The following is a 17,416-nucleotide window of genomic DNA, read 5'->3' as shown; positions in this document are numbered from 1 at the left end:
AATATCTTGATGTCGAGATAAATTTCCGACCGGCAGGGACCTGTCGAGTGACGTGGCCTACAGTTGTGTCAGCACTATGTGACCATTTCCGGTCAAGGACTATGAAGGGGTATCCATGATCAATCATGAAGTCCGCACCTACAAGAGCTCAGAGAACCTGGCTCGCGAAGATCAGCTCGCATGGAAGATCGCCGAGGTCGCATCCGACCCGACGCCGGTCGATTCCGAAGTCACCGAAATGGTCATCAACCGCGTCATCGACAACGCTTCCGTCGCTGCCGCATCCGTGCGCCGCTCCGCTCCCACCCACGCTCGCGAGCAGGCCCAGACCCACCCGTTCAATCCCGGTGCCAATATCTTCGGCCTGCCGGTGAGCGACCGCTTCTCACCGGAATGGGCCGCTTGGGCCAACGGTGTGGCCGTGCGCGAACTCGATTTCCACGACACCTTCCTCGCCGCAGAGTACTCGCACCCCGGTGACAACATCCCAGCCGTGCTCGCGGTCGCCCAGCACAAGGGCATCGGCGGCAAGGACCTCATCAACGGCATCGCCACCGGCTACGAGATCCAGGTCGACCTCGTCAAGGGAATGTGCCTGCACGAGCACAAGATCGACCACGTCGCCCACCTCGGCCCCTCGGCCGCAGCCGGCATCGGGGCCCTGCTCCACCTGCCCACCGAGATCACCTTCCAAGCTGTCCAGCAGGCCCTGCACGTGACCACCGCGACCCGTCAGTCGCGCAAGGGCGAGATCTCGTCCTGGAAGGCCCACGCTCCGGCGTTCGCCGGCAAGATGGCCGTCGAATCCGTCGACCGTGCGATGCGCGGCGAGGGTGCCCCGAACCCGATCTACGAAGGTGAGGACGGCTTCATCGCCTGGATCCTCTCCGGCCCCGAAGCCCGCTACACCATCCCGCTGCCGGGCAAGGGCGAAGCAAAGCGAGCGATCCTCGACACCTACACCAAGGAGCACTCGGCCGAATACCAGGCCCAGGCGCTCATCGACCTCGCCCGCAAGCTCGGCGGACAGATCGAGGACCTGACGAAGATCAAGCGCATCGTCATCCACACCTCGCACCACACCCACAACGTCATCGGCACCGGTGCGAACGATCCGCAGAAGATGGATCCGAAGGCCAGCCGCGAGACCCTCGACCACTCGATCATGTACATCTTCGCCGTGGCCATGCAGGACCAGGGCTGGCACCACGAACACTCCTATGCTCCCGAGCGTGCCGGCCGTCCCGACACCGTCGAACTGTGGCACAAGATCGAGACCACCGAGGACCCCGAGTGGACCCGCCGCTACCACTCGATCGACCCGAACGAGAAGGCCTTCGGCGGACGCGTGGAGATCGAATTCGAAGACGGCTCGACGCTGACCGACGAGATCGCCGTCGCCGACGCCCACCCCCTCGGTGCGCGTCCCTTCGCCCGTGCGAACTACATTGAGAAGTTCAAGACCCTGGCCGAGGGCATCGTCTCCGACTCGGAGCAGACTCGCTTCCTCGATCTCGCCGAGAACCTCGAGAGCCTCGACGCCAAGGGCGTTGCGGAGCTGAGCTTCACGGTCGACGGACTCGAGCACAGCGGATCGAAGGGCATCTTCTGATGCTCGGCGCACAGGCAACCCCCGCTGAGCGCCGCGCCAAGTTCCGCGAGCTGCTCGCAGGCGACGAGATCGTCCAGTTCCCCGGTGCCATCAACCCGATCAACGCTCAGATCATCGAGCAGACCGGCTTCGAAGGCGTCTACATCTCCGGCGGAGCATTCTCCGCGGCCATGGGCCTGCCCGATATCGGGCTGACCACCCTCACCGAGGTGGCCGACCACGGACGCAATATCGCGCGGGTGACGAACCTGCCGACCTTCATCGACGCCGACACCGGATGGGGCGAAGCCATGAACGTGGCCCGCACCGTCCAGGAGTTCGAGGATGCCGGAATCTCAGGCATGCACCTGGAGGACCAGGTCAACCCGAAGCGCTGCGGCCACCTCGACGGCAAGGAGGTCGTGACCGCGGCCGAGATGTCCAAGCGCATCAAGGCCGCCGTCAAGGGCCGCCGGGACGAGAACTTCGTCATCTGCGCCCGCACCGACTCCCGCGCCGGGGAAGGCCTCGACGCCGCCATCGACCGGGCGAAGGCTTACGCCGATGCAGGAGCGGACATGATCTTCCCCGAAGCGATGCGAGACTTGGGCGAATTCGAGAGATTCGCCTCGGCCGTCGATGTGCCGATCCTGGCGAACATGACGGAATTCGGAAAGAGCGAACTGTTCACCACCGAACAGTTGGCGAATGTCGGAGTCAAGCTTGTGATCTACCCGGTCACGACTCTGCGCATCGCCATGGGTGCGATCAAATCGGGCCTGCAGACCATTCGGGACAAGGGCACTCAGGTGGACCTGCTCGAGGGCATGCAGACCCGTGCGGACCTGTATGACACGATCGACTACGCGGCTTACAACGAGTTCGATGCCGCAGTCTTCAACTTCTCACAGGAGGGTCACCAGTGACCGAAGAAATCAAGAAGGGCCTCGCCGGTGTCGTGGTCGACACCACCGCAGTGTCCAAAGTGGTCCAGGAGACCAACTCGCTGACCTACCGCGGCTACCCCGTGCAGGAGCTCGCCGCCAAGCGCAGCTTCGAGGACGTCGCCTACCTCATCTGGAACGGCGAACTGCCCACCGAGGCGCAGCTGGCAGAGTTCCAGGAACGCGAGCGCTCCCAGCGTGAGATCGACGACAAGCTCGTCGACCTCATCCTCGGCCTGCCCAAGGACTGCCACCCGATGCACGTCGTGCAGACGGCTGTGGCCTACCTGGGCGCCGTCGACCCCGAGGCCGACACCGAGGGAGCCGAAGCGAACCTCGCGAAGGCCGAGCGTCTCTACGCCCAGCTGCCGACGATCGTGGCCATCGACCACCGTCGCCGTCACGGCCTCGACCCCGTCGCCCCGACGAAGGACCTCGGCTACGCCGCGAACTTCTTCAAGATGGTCTTCGACGAAGTTCCCGCAGAGGAGGTCGTACGCTGCTTCGACGTCTCGATGATCCTCTACGCCGAGCACTCGTTCAACGCCTCGACCTTCACCGGTCGCGTCATCACCTCGACCACCTCGGACCTGTACTCGGCAGTCGCCGGTGCCGTCGGCGCACTCAAGGGCCCACTGCACGGCGGAGCGAACGAAGCCGTCATGGCGATGCTCGAAGAGGTCGGCACCGCCGACAAGGCTTCGGCCTGGATCGACGAGGCACTGGCCAAGAAGGCGAAGATCATGGGCTTCGGCCATCGGGTGTACAAGAACGGCGATTCGCGCGTTCCCACCATGCGCAAGGCCTTCGAGGACATGGTCGCAGTCAAGGGCGCGAACGATCTGCTGGATCTGTACAACACCTTCGAAGAGGACTTCGTCGGGCGCAAGGGCATCTACCCGAACCTCGACTACCCCTCGGGCCCGGCCTACCACCTCATGGGCTTCGACACCGAGCAGTTCACCCCGATCTTCGTGATGGCTCGCATCACCGGCTGGACCGCTCATATCTTCGAACAGCAGGCCAACAACGCCCTCATCCGTCCCCTGAGCGCCTACGACGGTGAGGACCAGCGCGAGGTTCCCGACAACCGGGGCTGACCTCTCGAAAGGCAGAACACACAGATGAGACCAGACGGCTCCTACCGTCCGGTCGATCTCGAGGGTTTCGACTTCACCGTCTCCGGTGGGGTCGGAACCCTCGTCATTGATCGGACCGACAAACGCAATGCGATCTCCCGGCCCATGTGGCGGGCGCTGCCGCAGATCATCGAGAACGTCGATGCCGACGATTCGATCGGCGCGCTGGTGATCACCGGTGCCGGCGGGCACTTCTCTGCCGGTTCGGACATCGCCGACCTCAACGTCGCACTCGCGGACTTCTGGGAACTCAACTCCACCGCCGAAGCGGCCCTGGCGGACTCGCGGACCCCGACGATCGCCGCGATCACCGGCAACTGCGTGGGCGGAGGGACGGAGATCGCCGCGGCCTGCGACATCCGCATCGCCGCCCCCGGATCGATCTTCGGCGTCACCGCAGCCAAACTCGGACTCGTGTACCCGGCCGGACCCACGAAGCGGCTGGCTGAGATCCTCGGCGACGCCTGGGCTCGGTACCTGCTCATCACGGCCTCGATCGTGAAGTTCGAGAAGATGGCCGAACTCGGGTTCTTCCACGAAGTCTCCGACACCCCGCTCGAGACGGCACAGGCTCTGGGGGAGCGGATCGTGGGACTGTCCCGGCTCAGCCAGGTCGGAGCCAAGGCGATCCTCGACGGTGAACTGACAGAGGACACGGAGCCGCCTCGGTGGCTCGATGATGCCTACCGGGACGAGATCATCCGCGGTCAGGAAGCCTTCTTCGCCAAGGAGCCGCCGGAATTCGGCTTCGTCAAATCCGCATGGCGGAACGGTCCCCAGGTTCGTTCTCACGGAGTCCCGCGGAGAGGATAAACTGGGCGAATGCGCCTAGCAGTCCTCGATATCGGCTCCAACAGCGTCCACCTCCTGGTCGTCGACGCCCACGTCGGAGCACCGCCCCTGCCGGCCACCTCGCACAAGGAGGTGCTCAGACTCGCCGAATTCCTCAGCGACGACGGAACGATCGACTCCGAAGGGCAGGAACGGCTGCGGTCCTTCATCGCCGATGCCGTCGAGATCGCCGAAGACCAAGGGGCGGAACAGATCCTCGCCTTCGCCACCTCGGCGGTCAGGGAAGCTCCGAACGGGATCGGACTCATCGAATCGATCAACGCCCAGCTCGGGGTCACCCTCAACGTGATGTCGGGACGCGACGAGGCCCGCGTGACCTTCCTCGCCGCCCGCCGCTGGTTCGGGTGGTCGGCCGGGAAGATCCTGCTGCTCGACATCGGCGGCGGCTCACTCGAGATCGCGGCGGGTCAGGACGAATACCCGCAGGCGGCCGTGTCGGTTCCGCTCGGCGCCGGACGCACCTATTCCGAGTTCCTCCCGGACCCGATGCCCACTGAAGAGGACATCCACCGCCTGCGCAAACATGCCCGGGCGCAGATCGGACGCATCGCCGGCGACATCAACAGGGTCGGAGTGCCCGACCAGGTCGTCGGGTCGTCGAAGACCTTCCGCTCGCTGGCCCGCATTGCAGGCGCAGCCCCGAGCGGAGACGGAATCTATGCTCCGCGGAAGCTCTTCCGCCGCGACCTCGAAGGCATCATCGACACCCTCGCCTCCCGCACCCCCGCGGAACGTGCGACCCTGCCCGGCGTCTCCGAAGCCCGAGCCGGACAGGTGCTGGCCGGAGCGATCGTCGCCGAGGCGGCCTTCACGATCTTCGATATCGGCGTCATGAACATCTCCCCATGGGCGCTGCGTGAAGGCATCATCATGCGCAAACTCGACCTCCTTGACTCGGCCGAACAGTCATCGGCGATGCGCGTCGAGCCCGTCGCCGCCCTCGACTGAGCCTCCGTCGGGCCGCTCACCGACATTTCCCCAGACGCCGCTGAGCCGTCTTCGCATCTGTCGGATTGCTACCGGAATTCAGGTTCGCCTGCTAGTTTTTGATTAGTCGCCGAGGCGGCACCCGCACTGATCTGCCCGTGCCGACATCGGTGAAAGCCCGAATCTTCTGACGGAAAGCACGAATCTGCTGATGCGAAATGGTGAGCTGTCCCCGAACTTCCGCGACCAGGCGCTGGAGACTCTGAAGAAGACGAGCGCGGCCGACCCGCTCGACGTCTTCGTCGTCGGCGGGGGAGTGACCGGAGCAGGATCGGCCTTCGACGCAGCCACCCGCGGACTCAAGGTCGGCGTCGTCGATGCCAAGGACTGGGCCTCGGGAACCTCGTCCCGGTCCTCGAAGCTCATGCACGGCGGACTGCGGTACCTCGAGATGCTCGACTTCAAACTCGTCGCCGAGGCGCTCAAGGAACGCGACCTGCTGCTCCAGCACACCGCGCCGCACCTCGTCGAACCCGTCGCCTTCGTCTTCCCCTTCGAGCACCGCCTCATCGACCGGGCCTTCATCGGCTCCGGCGTGCTCCTCTACGACACCATGGCCACCCGGCCGGGCCGCAAACGGGCTGTGCCGATGCACCGTCACCTGGGGAAGAAGGCACTGAGCGCCCACTTCCCGGGCTTGGCCGACGACGCCGCCGTCGGTGCCCTCGAATACTATGACGCGAAGGTCGACGACGCCCGCTTCGTCATGACCCTGGTCCGCTCGGCCGTGAGCTACGGGGCCGCCGCCGCCAACCACGTCTCCGTCATCGGCTATCTCCACGACGGCGATCAGGTCACCGGCGTCCACGCCCGGGACGAGATCACCGGTGAGGAGTTCGACATCCACGCCCGCCGCACCATCCTCGCCGGTGGAGTCTGGACCGAAGAGCAGCAGGATCTGGCGAAGGCCGATGCCGGACTCAAGGTGCTCGCCTCCAAGGGCGTGCACATCACCGTGGGCGAGGACAAGATCAAGGCCGACCCGAACACCGGCATCATCTCGAAGACGGAGAAGTCCGTCCTCTTCGTCATCCCGTGGGAAGGCTATTGGGTCATCGGCACCACCGACACTCCGTGGAACGAAGACGTCGACGCACCGGTGGCGACCTCGCAGGACATCGACTACCTGCTCGAACATGCCAACGCCATCCTGGCCGACAAACTCACCCGCGAGGATGTCATCGGCGTCTACTCCGGACTGCGGCCGCTGCTCCAGCCGGTCGTCAAGGAAGGACAGGCCTCGACGAAGGTCTCCCGCGAACACACAGTGATGGAGGTCGAACCGGCCCTCGCCGCGATCGCCGGCGGCAAGTTCACCACCTACCGAGTGATGGCCGAAGACGCCGTGGACTTCGTCCTCGGCGACGACGCGAAGGACCGTCGGTCGCTGACCGAATCCGTGCCGCTGCTCGGCGCCCAGGGAGTTGGTGCGCTGCGGCGCGGCCAGTCCGGGATCGCGGAGAAGTACGGTTGGGACGAGGACCGCGTCAAACGACTCATCCGCCGCTACGGCACCCTCATCGAGGATCTGCTCGACCTCGTCGATGAGGACCCCGAACTCGGTCAGCCGCTGGACGGTGCCGAACGGTACCTGCGCGTCGAAGCCCACTACGCGGCCGCCGCGGAGGGAGCCGTCCACCTCGGCGACATCCTGGAGCGGCGCATGCGGCTGAACTACGAGGCCCCGGACAGGGGGAAGAACGCCGCCGAGGCGGTCGCGGCCATCGTCGCATCCATCCTCGGATGGGACGACGACCGTCAGACGGCCGAGGTCGAGGCGTTCAATGCCCATGTCGACGCCCAGGTCGCGGCCGAGTCCACCGACGACGACGCCTCGGCGGCGGCCCTGGTCGGAGAGACCCTCCACTGAACCGTTCACAGCGAAGTGCGGGATCACAACCGAATACCGACAATCGAATAAAGACCGACCTCGGAGCATCCTCTGGGGCGACCATCGACCGGGGCACCCACCGGACAGACAAACAATAGGAGTTTGTGAGATATGGGCACCATCTTCCTCTACGAGATCGCCGGTACGGCGATGCTCATACTGCTCGGCGTCGGCGTCGTTGCCAACGTCGTCCTGACCAAGACCAAAGGCAACGGCGGCGGCTGGCTGCTGATCTCCTTCGGATGGGGCCTCGGCGTCTTCGCCGGTGTCTACGTCGCATACAAGACCGGCGCGCACCTCAACCCGGCCGTGACATTCGGCATCCTCGCCAGCGGGGCGAGCGAATATGCCGAGGGCATCCCCGTCAACGTCGCCAACACTGTGGCCTACCTCGCCGCCGAACTCATCGGTGCGATGATCGGTGCCGTCCTCGCTTGGGCGGTGTACAAGAAGCACTACGACGAGGAGAAGGACGCAGGCAACATCCTCGGCACCTTCTCCACTGGGCCGGAGATCCGCTCCTACGGCTGGAACTTCATCACCGAAATCGTGGCCACTTTCGTGCTTGTCATCGTCATCCTCCTGTTCGGCGGAACGCCGGACAGGCTCGGACCGCTGGCAGTCGCACTGATCGTCGTCGCCATCGGTGCTTCCCTGGGCGGACCGACCGGCTACGCCATCAACCCGGCCCGTGACCTCGGCCCGCGCATCGTCCATGCGCTGCTGCCGATCCCGAACAAGGGCAGCTCCGACTGGGCCTATTCGTGGGTGCCGATCGCCGGGCCACTCGTCGGTGCGGTGCTTGCCGGCGTCGTCTCCCGAGCCCTCATCTGAGCAGACAACCAAGAACCAGTTCGACACAGGAGTCAGAATGAGTCAGGAAAAGTTCATCCTCGCCATCGACCAGGGCACCACTTCGTCGCGGGCGATCGTCTTCAACCATGACGGGCAGATCGTGTCGTCCGGCCAACTCGAGCACGAGCAGATCTTCCCTCGCGCCGGCTGGGTCGAACACGACCCGGTTGAGATCATCAAGAACACCAACGAGGCTATCGGTCAGGCCCTGGCTCGGGCGAACATCAATCGCCACCAGCTCGAGGGTGTCGGCATCACGAATCAGCGCGAGACCACCGTCATCTGGAACAAGAACACCGGCGAACCCGTCTACAACGCCATCGTGTGGCAGGACGCACGCACCCAGAAGGTCTGCGACGAACTCGCCGGAGACGAAGGACCGGACAAGTACAAGGACCGGGTGGGTCTGCCGCTGGCCACCTACTTCGCTGGTCCGAAGGCCAAGTGGATCTTCGACAACGTCGACGGGGTCAAGGAAGCCGCCGCAGCCGGGGACCTGCTCTTCGGCACCATGGACACGTGGGTGATCTGGAACCTCACCGGCGGCGTCAACGGCGGAATCCACGTCACCGACGTCACGAACGCCTCGCGGACGATGCTGATGAACATCGACACCCTCGACTGGAACCCCGACATCGCGGCAGATATGGGCATCCCCGTCGAGATGCTGCCCGAGATCAAGTCCTGCTCGGAGATCTACGGATACGGGGCGAAGAACGGACTCATCATCGACACCCCGATCTGCGGCATCCTCGGCGATCAGCAGGCCGCGACCTTCGGTCAGGCATGCTTCGAGAAGGGGCAGGCGAAGAACACGTACGGCACCGGCAACTTCATGCTCATCAACACCGGCAACGAGCCGGTGGCCAGCAAGAACGGGCTGCTCACCACGGTCGCGTACAAGATCGGCGAGGACGAAGCCGTCTACGCGCTCGAGGGATCGGTGGCCGTGACCGGTTCGCTCGTGCAGTGGCTGCGCGACAACTTCGGCATCATCAAGGACGCTCCCGAGGTCGAGACCCTGGCCAAGCAGGTCGATGATAATGGCGGCTGCTATATCGTGCCCGCGTTCTCCGGACTCTTCGCCCCGCACTGGGAATCCGACGCCCGCGGCGTGATGGTGGGTTTGACGAGGTATGTGAACAAGAACCACATCGCCCGTGCAGCCCTGGAATCCGTGGCCTTCCAGTCGCGCGAGGTCCTCGACTCGATGAACCTCGACTCCGGTGTCGAACTCACCGAGCTCAAGGTCGACGGAGGCATGGTCGCGAACGAAACGCTCATGCAGTTCCAGGCCGACCTCCTCGGCGTGCCCGTCATCCGTCCCGAGGTCATCGAGACCACGGCACTTGGTGCGGCCTATGCGGCGGGCATCGCCGTGAAGTTCTGGAACGGTGAGGAGGACGTGAAGGGCAACTGGCGCGAGGACAAGCGCTGGAACCCGTCGATGGACGACGAGACGGTCGACCGCCTCTACCGCCTCTGGAACAAGGCCGTCGAACGCTCTAAAGGATGGGTCGACGACGACACCGAAGCCCTCTACGCCTGAATTGCTACCTGACGGCGGCCCAGCAACCTCGCGCGAGGTTGCTGGGCCGCCGTCAGGTAGTTCTGGGGTGGGGGAGCCGCGTTAGACTGGAAGAGATGAGCAGAAAGTCGAAGTTCAAGCGGAAGGTGTTGACCACCAAGAATTCTGCGCGCTCGAATTCGAAGCGCCACAGGGAGTACTTCGACAAACACGACGTCTATGAGAAAGACGCCCATCACGTCTCCGACAACCGGATCAGGCTCGGCCTCTCCAGCTCCTCCGTCTCACCCATGACCGTCGAGGAGACCTTCACCCAAGCCGCCAAACACGGCTACGACGGTGTCGAGATCATGGTCACCCATAACACAGAGACGCGAGACGTCGACCTCATCAACGGTCTCGCCGGCGACACCGGACTCGAGGTCATCTCCCTGCACGCGCCGACCCTGCTGTTCCTGCCCCGGGTGCTGCACAAAGACCATTGGGAGAAGCTGCGGATCACCGCGAACCTCGCCAAGGAAGTGGGCGCCGACACGGTCGTCCTCCACCCTCCGTTCCGCTGGCAGGGAGAATACGCCCTCGGCTTCGTCGACGGCGTCCGCCAGGTCGCCCAGGAGACCGGTGTGAGACTGGCCGTGGAGAACATGTACCCCTGGCGGGCCGGCCTGCGTGAGATCCAGGTCTACTATCCCGACTGGAACCCCCTGGACGAGGACTACGACGACCTCACCTTCGACTTCTCCCACGCCTCCACCGCAGGCATGAATGCCCTGGAGATGGTGGGCGAGATCTTCGACCAGCTCCGCCACGTCCACCTCACCGACGGTGCCGGCTCCCTCAAGGACGAACATCTGGTTCCGGGCGAAGGCACCATGCCCGTCGCCGAGACCCTGCAGTACCTCGCCAAACACAACTGGCAGGGCGACGTCGTCGTCGAGGTCAACACCCGATTCGTCCGCAGACAGTCCGCGCGCGAGAAGATGCTCGCCGACTCCATCGCCTTCGCCCGTGAGCACCTCGGCCTCGACGCGGATACTCCGCGACGCCACGCCCACAGCCACACCCGCACCTCCGAGCGCAAGCCCGCGCGGTCCGCAAGAGACGGCAACGAGAGCTGACCCTGCGATCGCATGTGACATCGCGAGTCCACCCACCCGGCCTCGCACGAGCACGCACAGATTCGCAGACGCCCACCGACCACCAACAACACCCCACACATCGAAAGGCTGGCGCGTTTTGACCACAATCGCCTCCATCGGAACCGGCAACATGGGCACGGCCCTGATCCAGGGAATCCTCACCGCTGACGCAGGCATCACCGTCCGCGCGACGACGAATTCGACCGCCTCGGCGCAACGTCTCAGCAGTGATCTGCCCACCGCCACGGTCGCCTCGGTGGAGGCTGATGCCGAAGCGAACAGGAAAGCCGTTTCCGGAGCCGATTTCGTCTTCCTCGGCGTGAAGCCGTGGATGATGGCCGAAACCCTGCGTGAACTCGCCGACGACCTCGACCCGACTTCCGTGCTCGTGTCCATGGCAGCCGGCGTCGCCGCCGCAGACCTTGCGAAGCTCGCCCCCGAGAATCCGATCGTGCGGGTCATGCCGAACACGCCGAGCGCCATCGGCCACGGCGTCATCGCGCTGGCCCCCACCGCCGAGGTGACCGCCGCCAGCGTGGACACACTGAAGTCCCTGCTGTCGGGCGCTGGCCTCGTCGTCGATCTCGACGAATCCCAGATCCCGGCCATGACCGGCATCTCAGGGTCCGGAGTGGCGTACTTCTTCCTCCTCGCCGAAGCCATGATCGCCGCGGGCGTCAAGCAGGGCCTCAGCGAGGACGCCGCCCGCCAGATGGTCGTGGCCACCGCCGACGGCGCTGGCCGACTCCTGACCGAGAAGCCCGACCCCGCCGCTCAGCGTCAGGCCGTGAGCAGCAAGGGCGGGACGACCTTGGCCGGTCTCCAGCAGTTCCTCGACGCCGGGATCTTCGATATCGCCGAGGCGGCCGCGCAGGCGGCAGCGGACCGTTCCCTGGAGATGGAACGGGAGAACTCCGAAGTCATCAACGGCTGAGTCGGATTTCCCCGCTCATGGGAGGACGTGGGAGGAACGAGCGATCGACACAGCCTCATGTCGGGTCCGTGCCGAGAGCTTGACCATCGCCGTATTGAGATAGGACTTCACCGTCGACTCGCGCAGCGACAGCGCCTCGGCGATGCGGGCATTCGGCCATCCCAAGGCAACATGCGAGAGGATGTCGGTCTCCCTCGGCGACAGCCTGACGGCGGGTACCGGCGTCTGGAAGTTCTCCGGATTGTGTCCGGAGAGAATATCGGCGAGGCGCGCCTCGATGCCGGTGAGCTTCTCCCTGGTCTCCTCATCGACGATCCCGGAGCGGATCGCCCTCAGCTCGGCATAGGTGTGCCGGAGAGCTTCGCGTCCCGAAGGATCCAGGTCCGGGTAGAGCGGTTCCTCCTTGACAGGGCCGCGCGGTTCCTGCCGGTACCCGAGTCGAGCGAGATCGACCGAAAGCTGTCGTACCCGTCTGACGAGGTCTCCCGTCTGCGGGGCGGCGGCATTGTAGTCCGCGCGGTGGCCGCAGTAGACCATACCGGTGACCTCACCGCCGTGCAGAGTGGGGACGGCGACGAGGACGCGGATGCCCTCTCCGAGCACCTCCTCGTCGTAGTGATGGGTGATGAGCGGATCGATCTCATAGTCACGGGTCAGCTGCGGAGTGCCTTCGGTCAGGGCCCGTCCGCCGAGGCCGCGCCCGGTACTGACGACGAGGGTCGAGAGCAGGTCCTTGTCGGCTCCGGCGACGGCTTCGACCGCGACCGAATCCTCTTCGACCATGCCTCCGAAGACCACGTCACCGGTACCGCTCTGGTGCAGGGAATCGACGGCTTCGACGAATAGGCGACGAGTCTCGACCTTGAGAGCCCGCGTTTCCTTGGCGTGCGCATTCATGTGAACAAGCTACCAACTTTCGGTGGTATTCCCTAGCGCATGCTGAACGTTACCTTTGGGTCATGTGATTCAGGACACTGATGTTCTGTCCATTCAAAGGAGAAAGAATGACTGACCCTGTCAACACCGGTGTTGACTTCCTCGCAGAGGAGGAGAAGCCGGAGTTCAAGGCCCTCAAACGCAAACGCTTCTCGGTGGTGATCCCGCTGTCGATCGCGTTCCTCGTCTGGTACTTCCTCTACGTCATCCTCAGCACGTACGCCCACGACTTCATGTCGACGAAGGTCGTAGGGGAGATCAACGTCGGACTCGTATTCGGGCTGCTGCAGTTCGTGACGACCTTCGCGATCACGATGTTCTACGTCTCGTTCGCCAACAAGAAGCTCGACCCTCCCGCGGAAGCGATCCGTGAACGACTGCAGGCTGAATCGGAAGGACACCGCTCATGAGCACTCTGGCAATCGGAGACTTCGTCGCTTCGGGAGTCGACCTCCTCAGCGCAGCGACCACCGAGGTGGAGAACAACCCGGTCCTCAACATCACGATCTTCGCCGCATTCGTCGCGGTCACGATGTTCATCGTCCTGCGGGCCAGCCGCAATAACAAATCCGCTTCGGACTACTATGCCGGCGGTCGGTCGTTCACCGGACCGCAGAACGGCTTCGCCATCTCCGGTGACTACCTCTCCGCCGCGTCCTTCCTCGGCATCTGCGGTGCGATCGCGGTCAACGGCTACGACGGATTCCTCTATTCGATCGGCTTCCTCGTCGCCTGGCTCGTCGCCCTGCTCATCGTCGCCGAACTCATGCGCAACACCGGCAAGTTCACCATGGCCGATGTGCTGTCCTTCCGGCTCAAACAGCGCCCCGTGCGCATGGCCGCAGCTCTGTCCACCTTGGCGGTCTGCTTCTTCTACCTGCTTGCGCAGATGGCAGGAGCGGGCGGACTCGTGTCGCTGCTAATGGGCATCGACGGTAAGGTCGGCCAGTCGCTTGTCATCGCCGTCGTCGGCGCGCTGATGATCATCTACGTCCTCGTCGGCGGAATGAAGGGCACCACCTGGGTGCAGATCGTCAAGGCGATCCTGCTCATCGCAGGTGCCTTCGCCATGACCATCTGGGTGCTCGCACTCAACGGATTCAACCTCTCGACCCTGCTGGCATCTGCTGTGGACAATGCCGCCGAAGGTGTCGGGGAAGGCGTCCTCAATCCAGGTCTGCAGTACGGCGAGAATCCGCTCGACTTCATCTCGCTGGCACTGGCGCTCGTGCTGGGCACGGCAGGTCTGCCTCACGTGCTCATGCGCTTCTATACGGTCCCCACGGCTAAGGAAGCTCGCCGTTCGGTGGTGTGGGCGATCTGGCTCATCGGTGCGTTCTATCTCTTCACTCTCGTGCTCGGCTACGGTGCTGCCGCACTCGTCGGTGCAGATGCGATCAAGAATGCTCCGGGTGGAGTGAACTCGGCGGCGCCGCTGCTCGCGCTCCACCTCGGTGGACCCATCCTGATGGGCTTCATCTCTGCGGTCGCGTTCGCCACGATCCTCGCGGTGGTGGCGGGCCTGGCGATCACGGCAGCGGCATCGTTCGCCCACGACATCTACGCGAACGTCATCAAGAAGGGCAAGGTCGAGGATTCCGAAGCGGAGGTCAAGATCGCTCGTCGCACGGTGATCGTCATCGGTGCGGTCGCGATCGTCGGCGGCATCGGAGTGCAGGGCCAGAACATCGCGTTCCTCGTGGCGCTGGCCTTCGCCGTCGCCGCCAGCGCGAACCTGCCCACGATCCTGTATTCGCTGTTCTGGAAGCGCTTCACCACTCGCGGTGCGGTGTGGTCGATCTACGGCGGTCTGATCTCGGCGATGGTGCTCATCGCGTTCTCACCGGTCGTCTCCGGCTCTGAGACCGCCATGATCCCCGGCGCCGACTTCGCGATCTTCCCGCTGTCGAACCCGGGCATCATCTCGATTCCGCTCGGCTTCATCCTCGGCTGGATCGCCTCGATCACCGACCGAACTGTGGAGAGCCCCGAGCTTGCCGCAGAGATGGACGTCCGTGCCCACACCGGGTTCGGCGCCGAGGAGGCTGTCGAGCACTGACTCGACTCCCAACCGCGTGTTCGAAGTGCAGGCGATCCGATTCCGATCAGGACGCCTGCACTTCGGACACGCGGTCGTCGTGTAGCCACCCCTTCGACCGTCGAGGAGACGAGAAGCTGTAGACTGGCTCGAGTCGCCGATCGTGGCATGTCAGCACCGAGTGTGACCTTGGTGGGTGCCTGCTGACCAGCGGTGACGTGCGGGCGTAGCTTAATGGCAAAGCTTCGGCTTCCCAAGCCGATGACGCGGGTTCGATTCCCGTCGCCCGCTCTCTTGATGCCCGTCTTGTATGCACATCTCTTGGTGCCTGCGCGGCAATCTCAATCAATAGGTCGCTATCGGATACTTTTCGCGCGTGAAAGTATCCGATAGCGACCTATTCTTCGCTGAGCCAAAAGGTGGGAGAGTCTCCTTCGGCCCTATCGGCGCCTCAGCCGCCCGCACAGCCGGTGGGCGGCGAAGCCCGCGCAAACTACGGGCGGCCGGCGAAGCGGCCGAGCAGCTCGACGTGACCGGCGACGATGAGCAGATCCTGTTTGCCCACGCGGGTCGTCGGATCGGCGTAGGTGAAGTCGCGGCCGGGGCTCTTGATGCCCACGATCGTCACGCCGTATTTGTCGCGGACACCGGACTCGCTGAGAGTGAAGCCCTGGATCTCCCGTGGCGGCCGCATCTTCACCACGGCGAAATGGCCCTCATCGAACTCGATGTACTCCATCATCCTGGAGCTGACCAGGTGGGCGACGCGGCGACCTGCGTCCGACTCCGGGTAGAGCACATGGTGAGCGCCGATGCGGTGGAGGATCTTGCCGTGCGACGGCGAGATCGCCTTCGCCCACACCTGCGAAACGCCCAGGTCGACGAGGTTGGCGGTCGTGAGCACGCTGTCTTCGATCGAGGTTCCGATCCCGACGACGGCAGTCGAGAAGTCACCGGCACCGACCTGCCGCAGTGCGTCGATGTTCGTCGAATCGGCTTCGACGACGTGCGTGAGTTTGCCGCTCCAGTCCTTGACGAGCTCGGGGTTGTGCTCGACGGCCATGACCTCGCGCCCCAGGCGGGCAAGAGTCGCCGCAGTCGAGGACCCGAAACGACCCAGTCCGATGACCAGGATTGAAGTGTGTTCGTTAGCCAACGACCGGCCTTTCCTCGGGGTAGCGGTAGAGGCGCACCGAATCCTGCATAGACAGTGCAGCCGCCAGTGTAATCGTACCGAGTCGACCGATGAGCATGATCACCGACAGAACATAGAGTCCCGAGTCCGGCGAGGTCGCCGACACCCCGGAGCTCAGACCCACGGTGCCGAAGGCGGAGATCACCTCGAACAGCACCCGATCGAGCGGTTCCGCACTGATCTGCAGCATGGTCAGGGTGCCGATGAAGACGATCATCGCACCGGTGAGCAGAATCGAGATCGACAGTTTGATCGTCGACGATGTCAGCCGCCGACCGAACACGTGCACGTCCTGCAGACCCCTGGCCTCGGCATACGCGGCGAGGACAAGCACGGCCACCGTCGTCACTTTGATTCCGCCTGCTGTCGACGACGATCCGCCGCCGATGAACATCATGAGGTCCATGAGCAGATGCGACGCCTGGCTCATGTCCGCGACCTCCATCGTCGCGAAGCCGCCGGACCGGGGCATGACCGCCATGAACAGCACTTCGACGAAGGTGTGGCCGGCGTTCTTATCGCCCAGGGTCGCCGGGTTCGCCGACTCGAACAGCGCCAACAGCAGCAGACCGATCGCCAGCACCGTCGTCGTGGTCGTCAATGTCAGCTTCGTATGCAGATCCCAGCGGCTGGGCCGGTTCCAGAACATCGCGACCATGAGCACGACGGGGAACCCCAGCGACCCGACGAACACCCCCGCCATGAGCAGGGACAGAATCCACGGATCCGAGGCGAAATACGCCGCCCCGCCTTCGTGGATGGTGAATCCGGCGTTGTTGAACGCCGAGATCGAGTAGAACACCGAGTACCAGATCGAGTCGCCGAGCGATTCCCCGCGGATGAGGAACCGGGGGAACAGCAGCACCGCGAGGATCGACTCGGCGGTGAAGATGGTGATGACCACTGTCTTGAGCAGCGAGCCGACCTGACCCAGATTGAGCGCCGAGGTGGCCTGCTGAGCTATCAGGCGCTGCCGGACTCCCAGCCGCTTGGAGACCGCCATGCCCAGCACCGAGGCGAGGGTGAGGATTCCGAGACCGCCGACCTGGATGCCGGCGGTGATGACCGAGATCCCGAAGTCCGACCAGTATTCCTCCGTGACGACCGGGGTCAGCCCGGTCACGCACACGGCCGAGACCGCCACGAACACCGAGTTCGCAATGTGCGTGGCCTGATCGACCGAGCCGGGGTCGCGCATGCTCGCCGGCAGCATCAGCAGGATCGCGAACGCCGCGACGACGGCGACGAAGGACCCGATCGCCAATCGGGCCGGTGAGGCCACGGCGAGGTCGTCGACGAAGTCACGGACCCACCGACCCGGCTTCAGCAGCCGATCGAAGCGCGGCGAGGAATTCTTGGTCACAAGCACCATGGTAGAGCCGGTGGC

The 17,416-nt window shown here is 64.4% G+C and carries 15 protein-coding genes and 1 tRNA gene; 13 read left to right on the top strand and 3 right to left on the bottom strand.

The annotated features are described in order from the left end of the window. Positions 1 to 115 precede the first annotated feature (115 nt). From D3I60_RS11425 to proC, 10 genes are all read left to right on the top strand, one after another. The gene (locus D3I60_RS11425; RefSeq protein WP_262776397.1) at positions 116 to 1,612 is read left to right on the top strand and encodes an MmgE/PrpD family protein; all 1,497 of its coding nucleotides are present in this window, start codon (positions 116 to 118) and stop codon (positions 1,610 to 1,612) included. Continuing rightward, complete coding sequence (gene prpB / locus D3I60_RS11420) at positions 1,612 to 2,517, top strand: methylisocitrate lyase (protein ID WP_262776396.1); 906 nt, start codon at positions 1,612 to 1,614, stop codon at positions 2,515 to 2,517. The genes D3I60_RS11425 and prpB overlap by 1 nt, the downstream gene beginning before the upstream one ends. Beyond that, positions 2,514 to 3,635, top strand: a complete 1,122-nt coding sequence (locus D3I60_RS11415; protein ID WP_259357103.1) for a bifunctional 2-methylcitrate synthase/citrate synthase — start codon at positions 2,514 to 2,516, stop codon at positions 3,633 to 3,635. The genes prpB and D3I60_RS11415 overlap by 4 nt, the downstream gene beginning before the upstream one ends. 24 nt (positions 3,636 to 3,659) lie before the next feature. Continuing rightward, complete coding sequence (locus D3I60_RS11410; protein ID WP_262776395.1) at positions 3,660 to 4,487, top strand: enoyl-CoA hydratase/isomerase family protein; 828 nt, start codon at positions 3,660 to 3,662, stop codon at positions 4,485 to 4,487. Positions 4,488 to 4,496: 9 nt separating this feature from the next. Beyond that, positions 4,497 to 5,474, top strand: coding sequence for a Ppx/GppA phosphatase family protein (locus D3I60_RS11405; protein ID WP_181270872.1), 978 nt, complete (start codon positions 4,497 to 4,499; stop codon positions 5,472 to 5,474). A gap of 190 nt (positions 5,475 to 5,664) precedes the next feature. Further along, the gene (locus D3I60_RS11400; RefSeq protein ID WP_262776394.1) at positions 5,665 to 7,383 is read left to right on the top strand and encodes a glycerol-3-phosphate dehydrogenase/oxidase; all 1,719 of its coding nucleotides are present in this window, start codon (positions 5,665 to 5,667) and stop codon (positions 7,381 to 7,383) included. Positions 7,384 to 7,515: 132 nt separating this feature from the next. Further along, positions 7,516 to 8,238, top strand: coding sequence for an MIP/aquaporin family protein (locus D3I60_RS11395; protein ID WP_262776393.1), 723 nt, complete (start codon positions 7,516 to 7,518; stop codon positions 8,236 to 8,238). A 37-nt stretch (positions 8,239 to 8,275) separates the two neighbouring features. Continuing rightward, positions 8,276 to 9,808, top strand: coding sequence for a glycerol kinase GlpK (glpK, locus tag D3I60_RS11390; protein ID WP_262776392.1), 1,533 nt, complete (start codon positions 8,276 to 8,278; stop codon positions 9,806 to 9,808). Between the two features lie 95 nt (positions 9,809 to 9,903). Beyond that, positions 9,904 to 10,905, top strand: coding sequence for a sugar phosphate isomerase/epimerase family protein (locus tag D3I60_RS11385; RefSeq protein WP_262776391.1), 1,002 nt, complete (start codon positions 9,904 to 9,906; stop codon positions 10,903 to 10,905). Between the two features lie 118 nt (positions 10,906 to 11,023). Continuing rightward, positions 11,024 to 11,860, top strand: coding sequence for a pyrroline-5-carboxylate reductase (gene proC, locus D3I60_RS11380; RefSeq protein ID WP_262776390.1), 837 nt, complete (start codon positions 11,024 to 11,026; stop codon positions 11,858 to 11,860). A gap of 15 nt (positions 11,861 to 11,875) precedes the next feature. Here proC and D3I60_RS11375 read toward each other — a convergent pair whose 3' ends face one another. After that, the gene (locus D3I60_RS11375; RefSeq protein ID WP_262776389.1) at positions 11,876 to 12,757 is read right to left on the bottom strand and encodes a helix-turn-helix transcriptional regulator; all 882 of its coding nucleotides are present in this window, start codon (positions 12,755 to 12,757) and stop codon (positions 11,876 to 11,878) included. Positions 12,758 to 12,864: 107 nt separating this feature from the next. On the opposite strand from D3I60_RS11375, the gene D3I60_RS11370 reads away from it, so the two are divergent. The 3 genes from D3I60_RS11370 to D3I60_RS11360 all read left to right on the top strand — a co-directional run bounded on the left by D3I60_RS11370 (position 12,865) and on the right by D3I60_RS11360 (position 15,125). Next, complete coding sequence (locus D3I60_RS11370) at positions 12,865 to 13,206, top strand: DUF485 domain-containing protein (RefSeq protein ID WP_173156295.1); 342 nt, start codon at positions 12,865 to 12,867, stop codon at positions 13,204 to 13,206. Next, a complete protein-coding gene (locus D3I60_RS11365) occupies positions 13,203 to 14,855 on the top strand; it encodes a solute symporter family protein (protein WP_262776388.1) in 1,653 nt (550 codons plus the stop codon). The genes D3I60_RS11370 and D3I60_RS11365 overlap by 4 nt, the downstream gene beginning before the upstream one ends. A gap of 199 nt (positions 14,856 to 15,054) precedes the next feature. Next, positions 15,055 to 15,125: transfer RNA gene (locus D3I60_RS11360), tRNA-Gly, on the top strand. A gap of 202 nt (positions 15,126 to 15,327) precedes the next feature. Here D3I60_RS11360 and D3I60_RS11355 read toward each other — a convergent pair. Both D3I60_RS11355 and D3I60_RS11350 read right to left on the bottom strand, forming a co-directional pair. Then, complete coding sequence (locus tag D3I60_RS11355) at positions 15,328 to 15,990, bottom strand: potassium channel family protein (RefSeq protein ID WP_262776387.1); 663 nt, start codon at positions 15,988 to 15,990, stop codon at positions 15,328 to 15,330. Then, a complete protein-coding gene (locus tag D3I60_RS11350; protein ID WP_262776420.1) occupies positions 15,983 to 17,401 on the bottom strand; it encodes a TrkH family potassium uptake protein in 1,419 nt (472 codons plus the stop codon). The genes D3I60_RS11355 and D3I60_RS11350 overlap by 8 nt, the downstream gene beginning before the upstream one ends. Positions 17,402 to 17,416: the final 15 nt, after the last annotated feature.

Source organism: Brevibacterium permense (assembly GCF_025506275.1).
GTDB lineage: Bacteria > Actinomycetota > Actinomycetes > Actinomycetales > Brevibacteriaceae > Brevibacterium > Brevibacterium permense_A.
This window is presented reverse-complemented; position numbering and strand designations above follow the sequence as displayed.

Excerpts from the sequence above, each read along its gene's own strand:
- D3I60_RS11395 (WP_262776393.1), top strand. The coding sequence starts at position 7,516 with ATGGGCACCATCTTCCTCTACGAGATCGCCGGTACGGCGATGCTCATA.
- D3I60_RS11400 (WP_262776394.1), top strand. The coding sequence starts at position 5,665 with ATGCGAAATGGTGAGCTGTCCCCGAACTTCCGCGACCAGGCGCTGGAG.
- D3I60_RS11375 (WP_262776389.1), bottom strand. The coding sequence starts at position 12,757 with ATGAATGCGCACGCCAAGGAAACGCGGGCTCTCAAGGTCGAGACTCGT.
- D3I60_RS11350 (WP_262776420.1), bottom strand. The coding sequence starts at position 17,401 with ATGGTGCTTGTGACCAAGAATTCCTCGCCGCGCTTCGATCGGCTGCTG.
- D3I60_RS11405 (WP_181270872.1), top strand. The coding sequence starts at position 4,497 with ATGCGCCTAGCAGTCCTCGATATCGGCTCCAACAGCGTCCACCTCCTG.
- D3I60_RS11410 (WP_262776395.1), top strand. The coding sequence starts at position 3,660 with ATGAGACCAGACGGCTCCTACCGTCCGGTCGATCTCGAGGGTTTCGAC.
- D3I60_RS11425 (WP_262776397.1), top strand. The coding sequence starts at position 116 with ATGATCAATCATGAAGTCCGCACCTACAAGAGCTCAGAGAACCTGGCT.
- D3I60_RS11365 (WP_262776388.1), top strand. The coding sequence starts at position 13,203 with ATGAGCACTCTGGCAATCGGAGACTTCGTCGCTTCGGGAGTCGACCTC.
- D3I60_RS11370 (WP_173156295.1), top strand. The coding sequence starts at position 12,865 with ATGACTGACCCTGTCAACACCGGTGTTGACTTCCTCGCAGAGGAGGAG.
- D3I60_RS11385 (WP_262776391.1), top strand. The coding sequence starts at position 9,904 with ATGAGCAGAAAGTCGAAGTTCAAGCGGAAGGTGTTGACCACCAAGAAT.
- prpB (WP_262776396.1), top strand. The coding sequence starts at position 1,612 with ATGCTCGGCGCACAGGCAACCCCCGCTGAGCGCCGCGCCAAGTTCCGC.
- glpK (WP_262776392.1), top strand. The coding sequence starts at position 8,276 with ATGAGTCAGGAAAAGTTCATCCTCGCCATCGACCAGGGCACCACTTCG.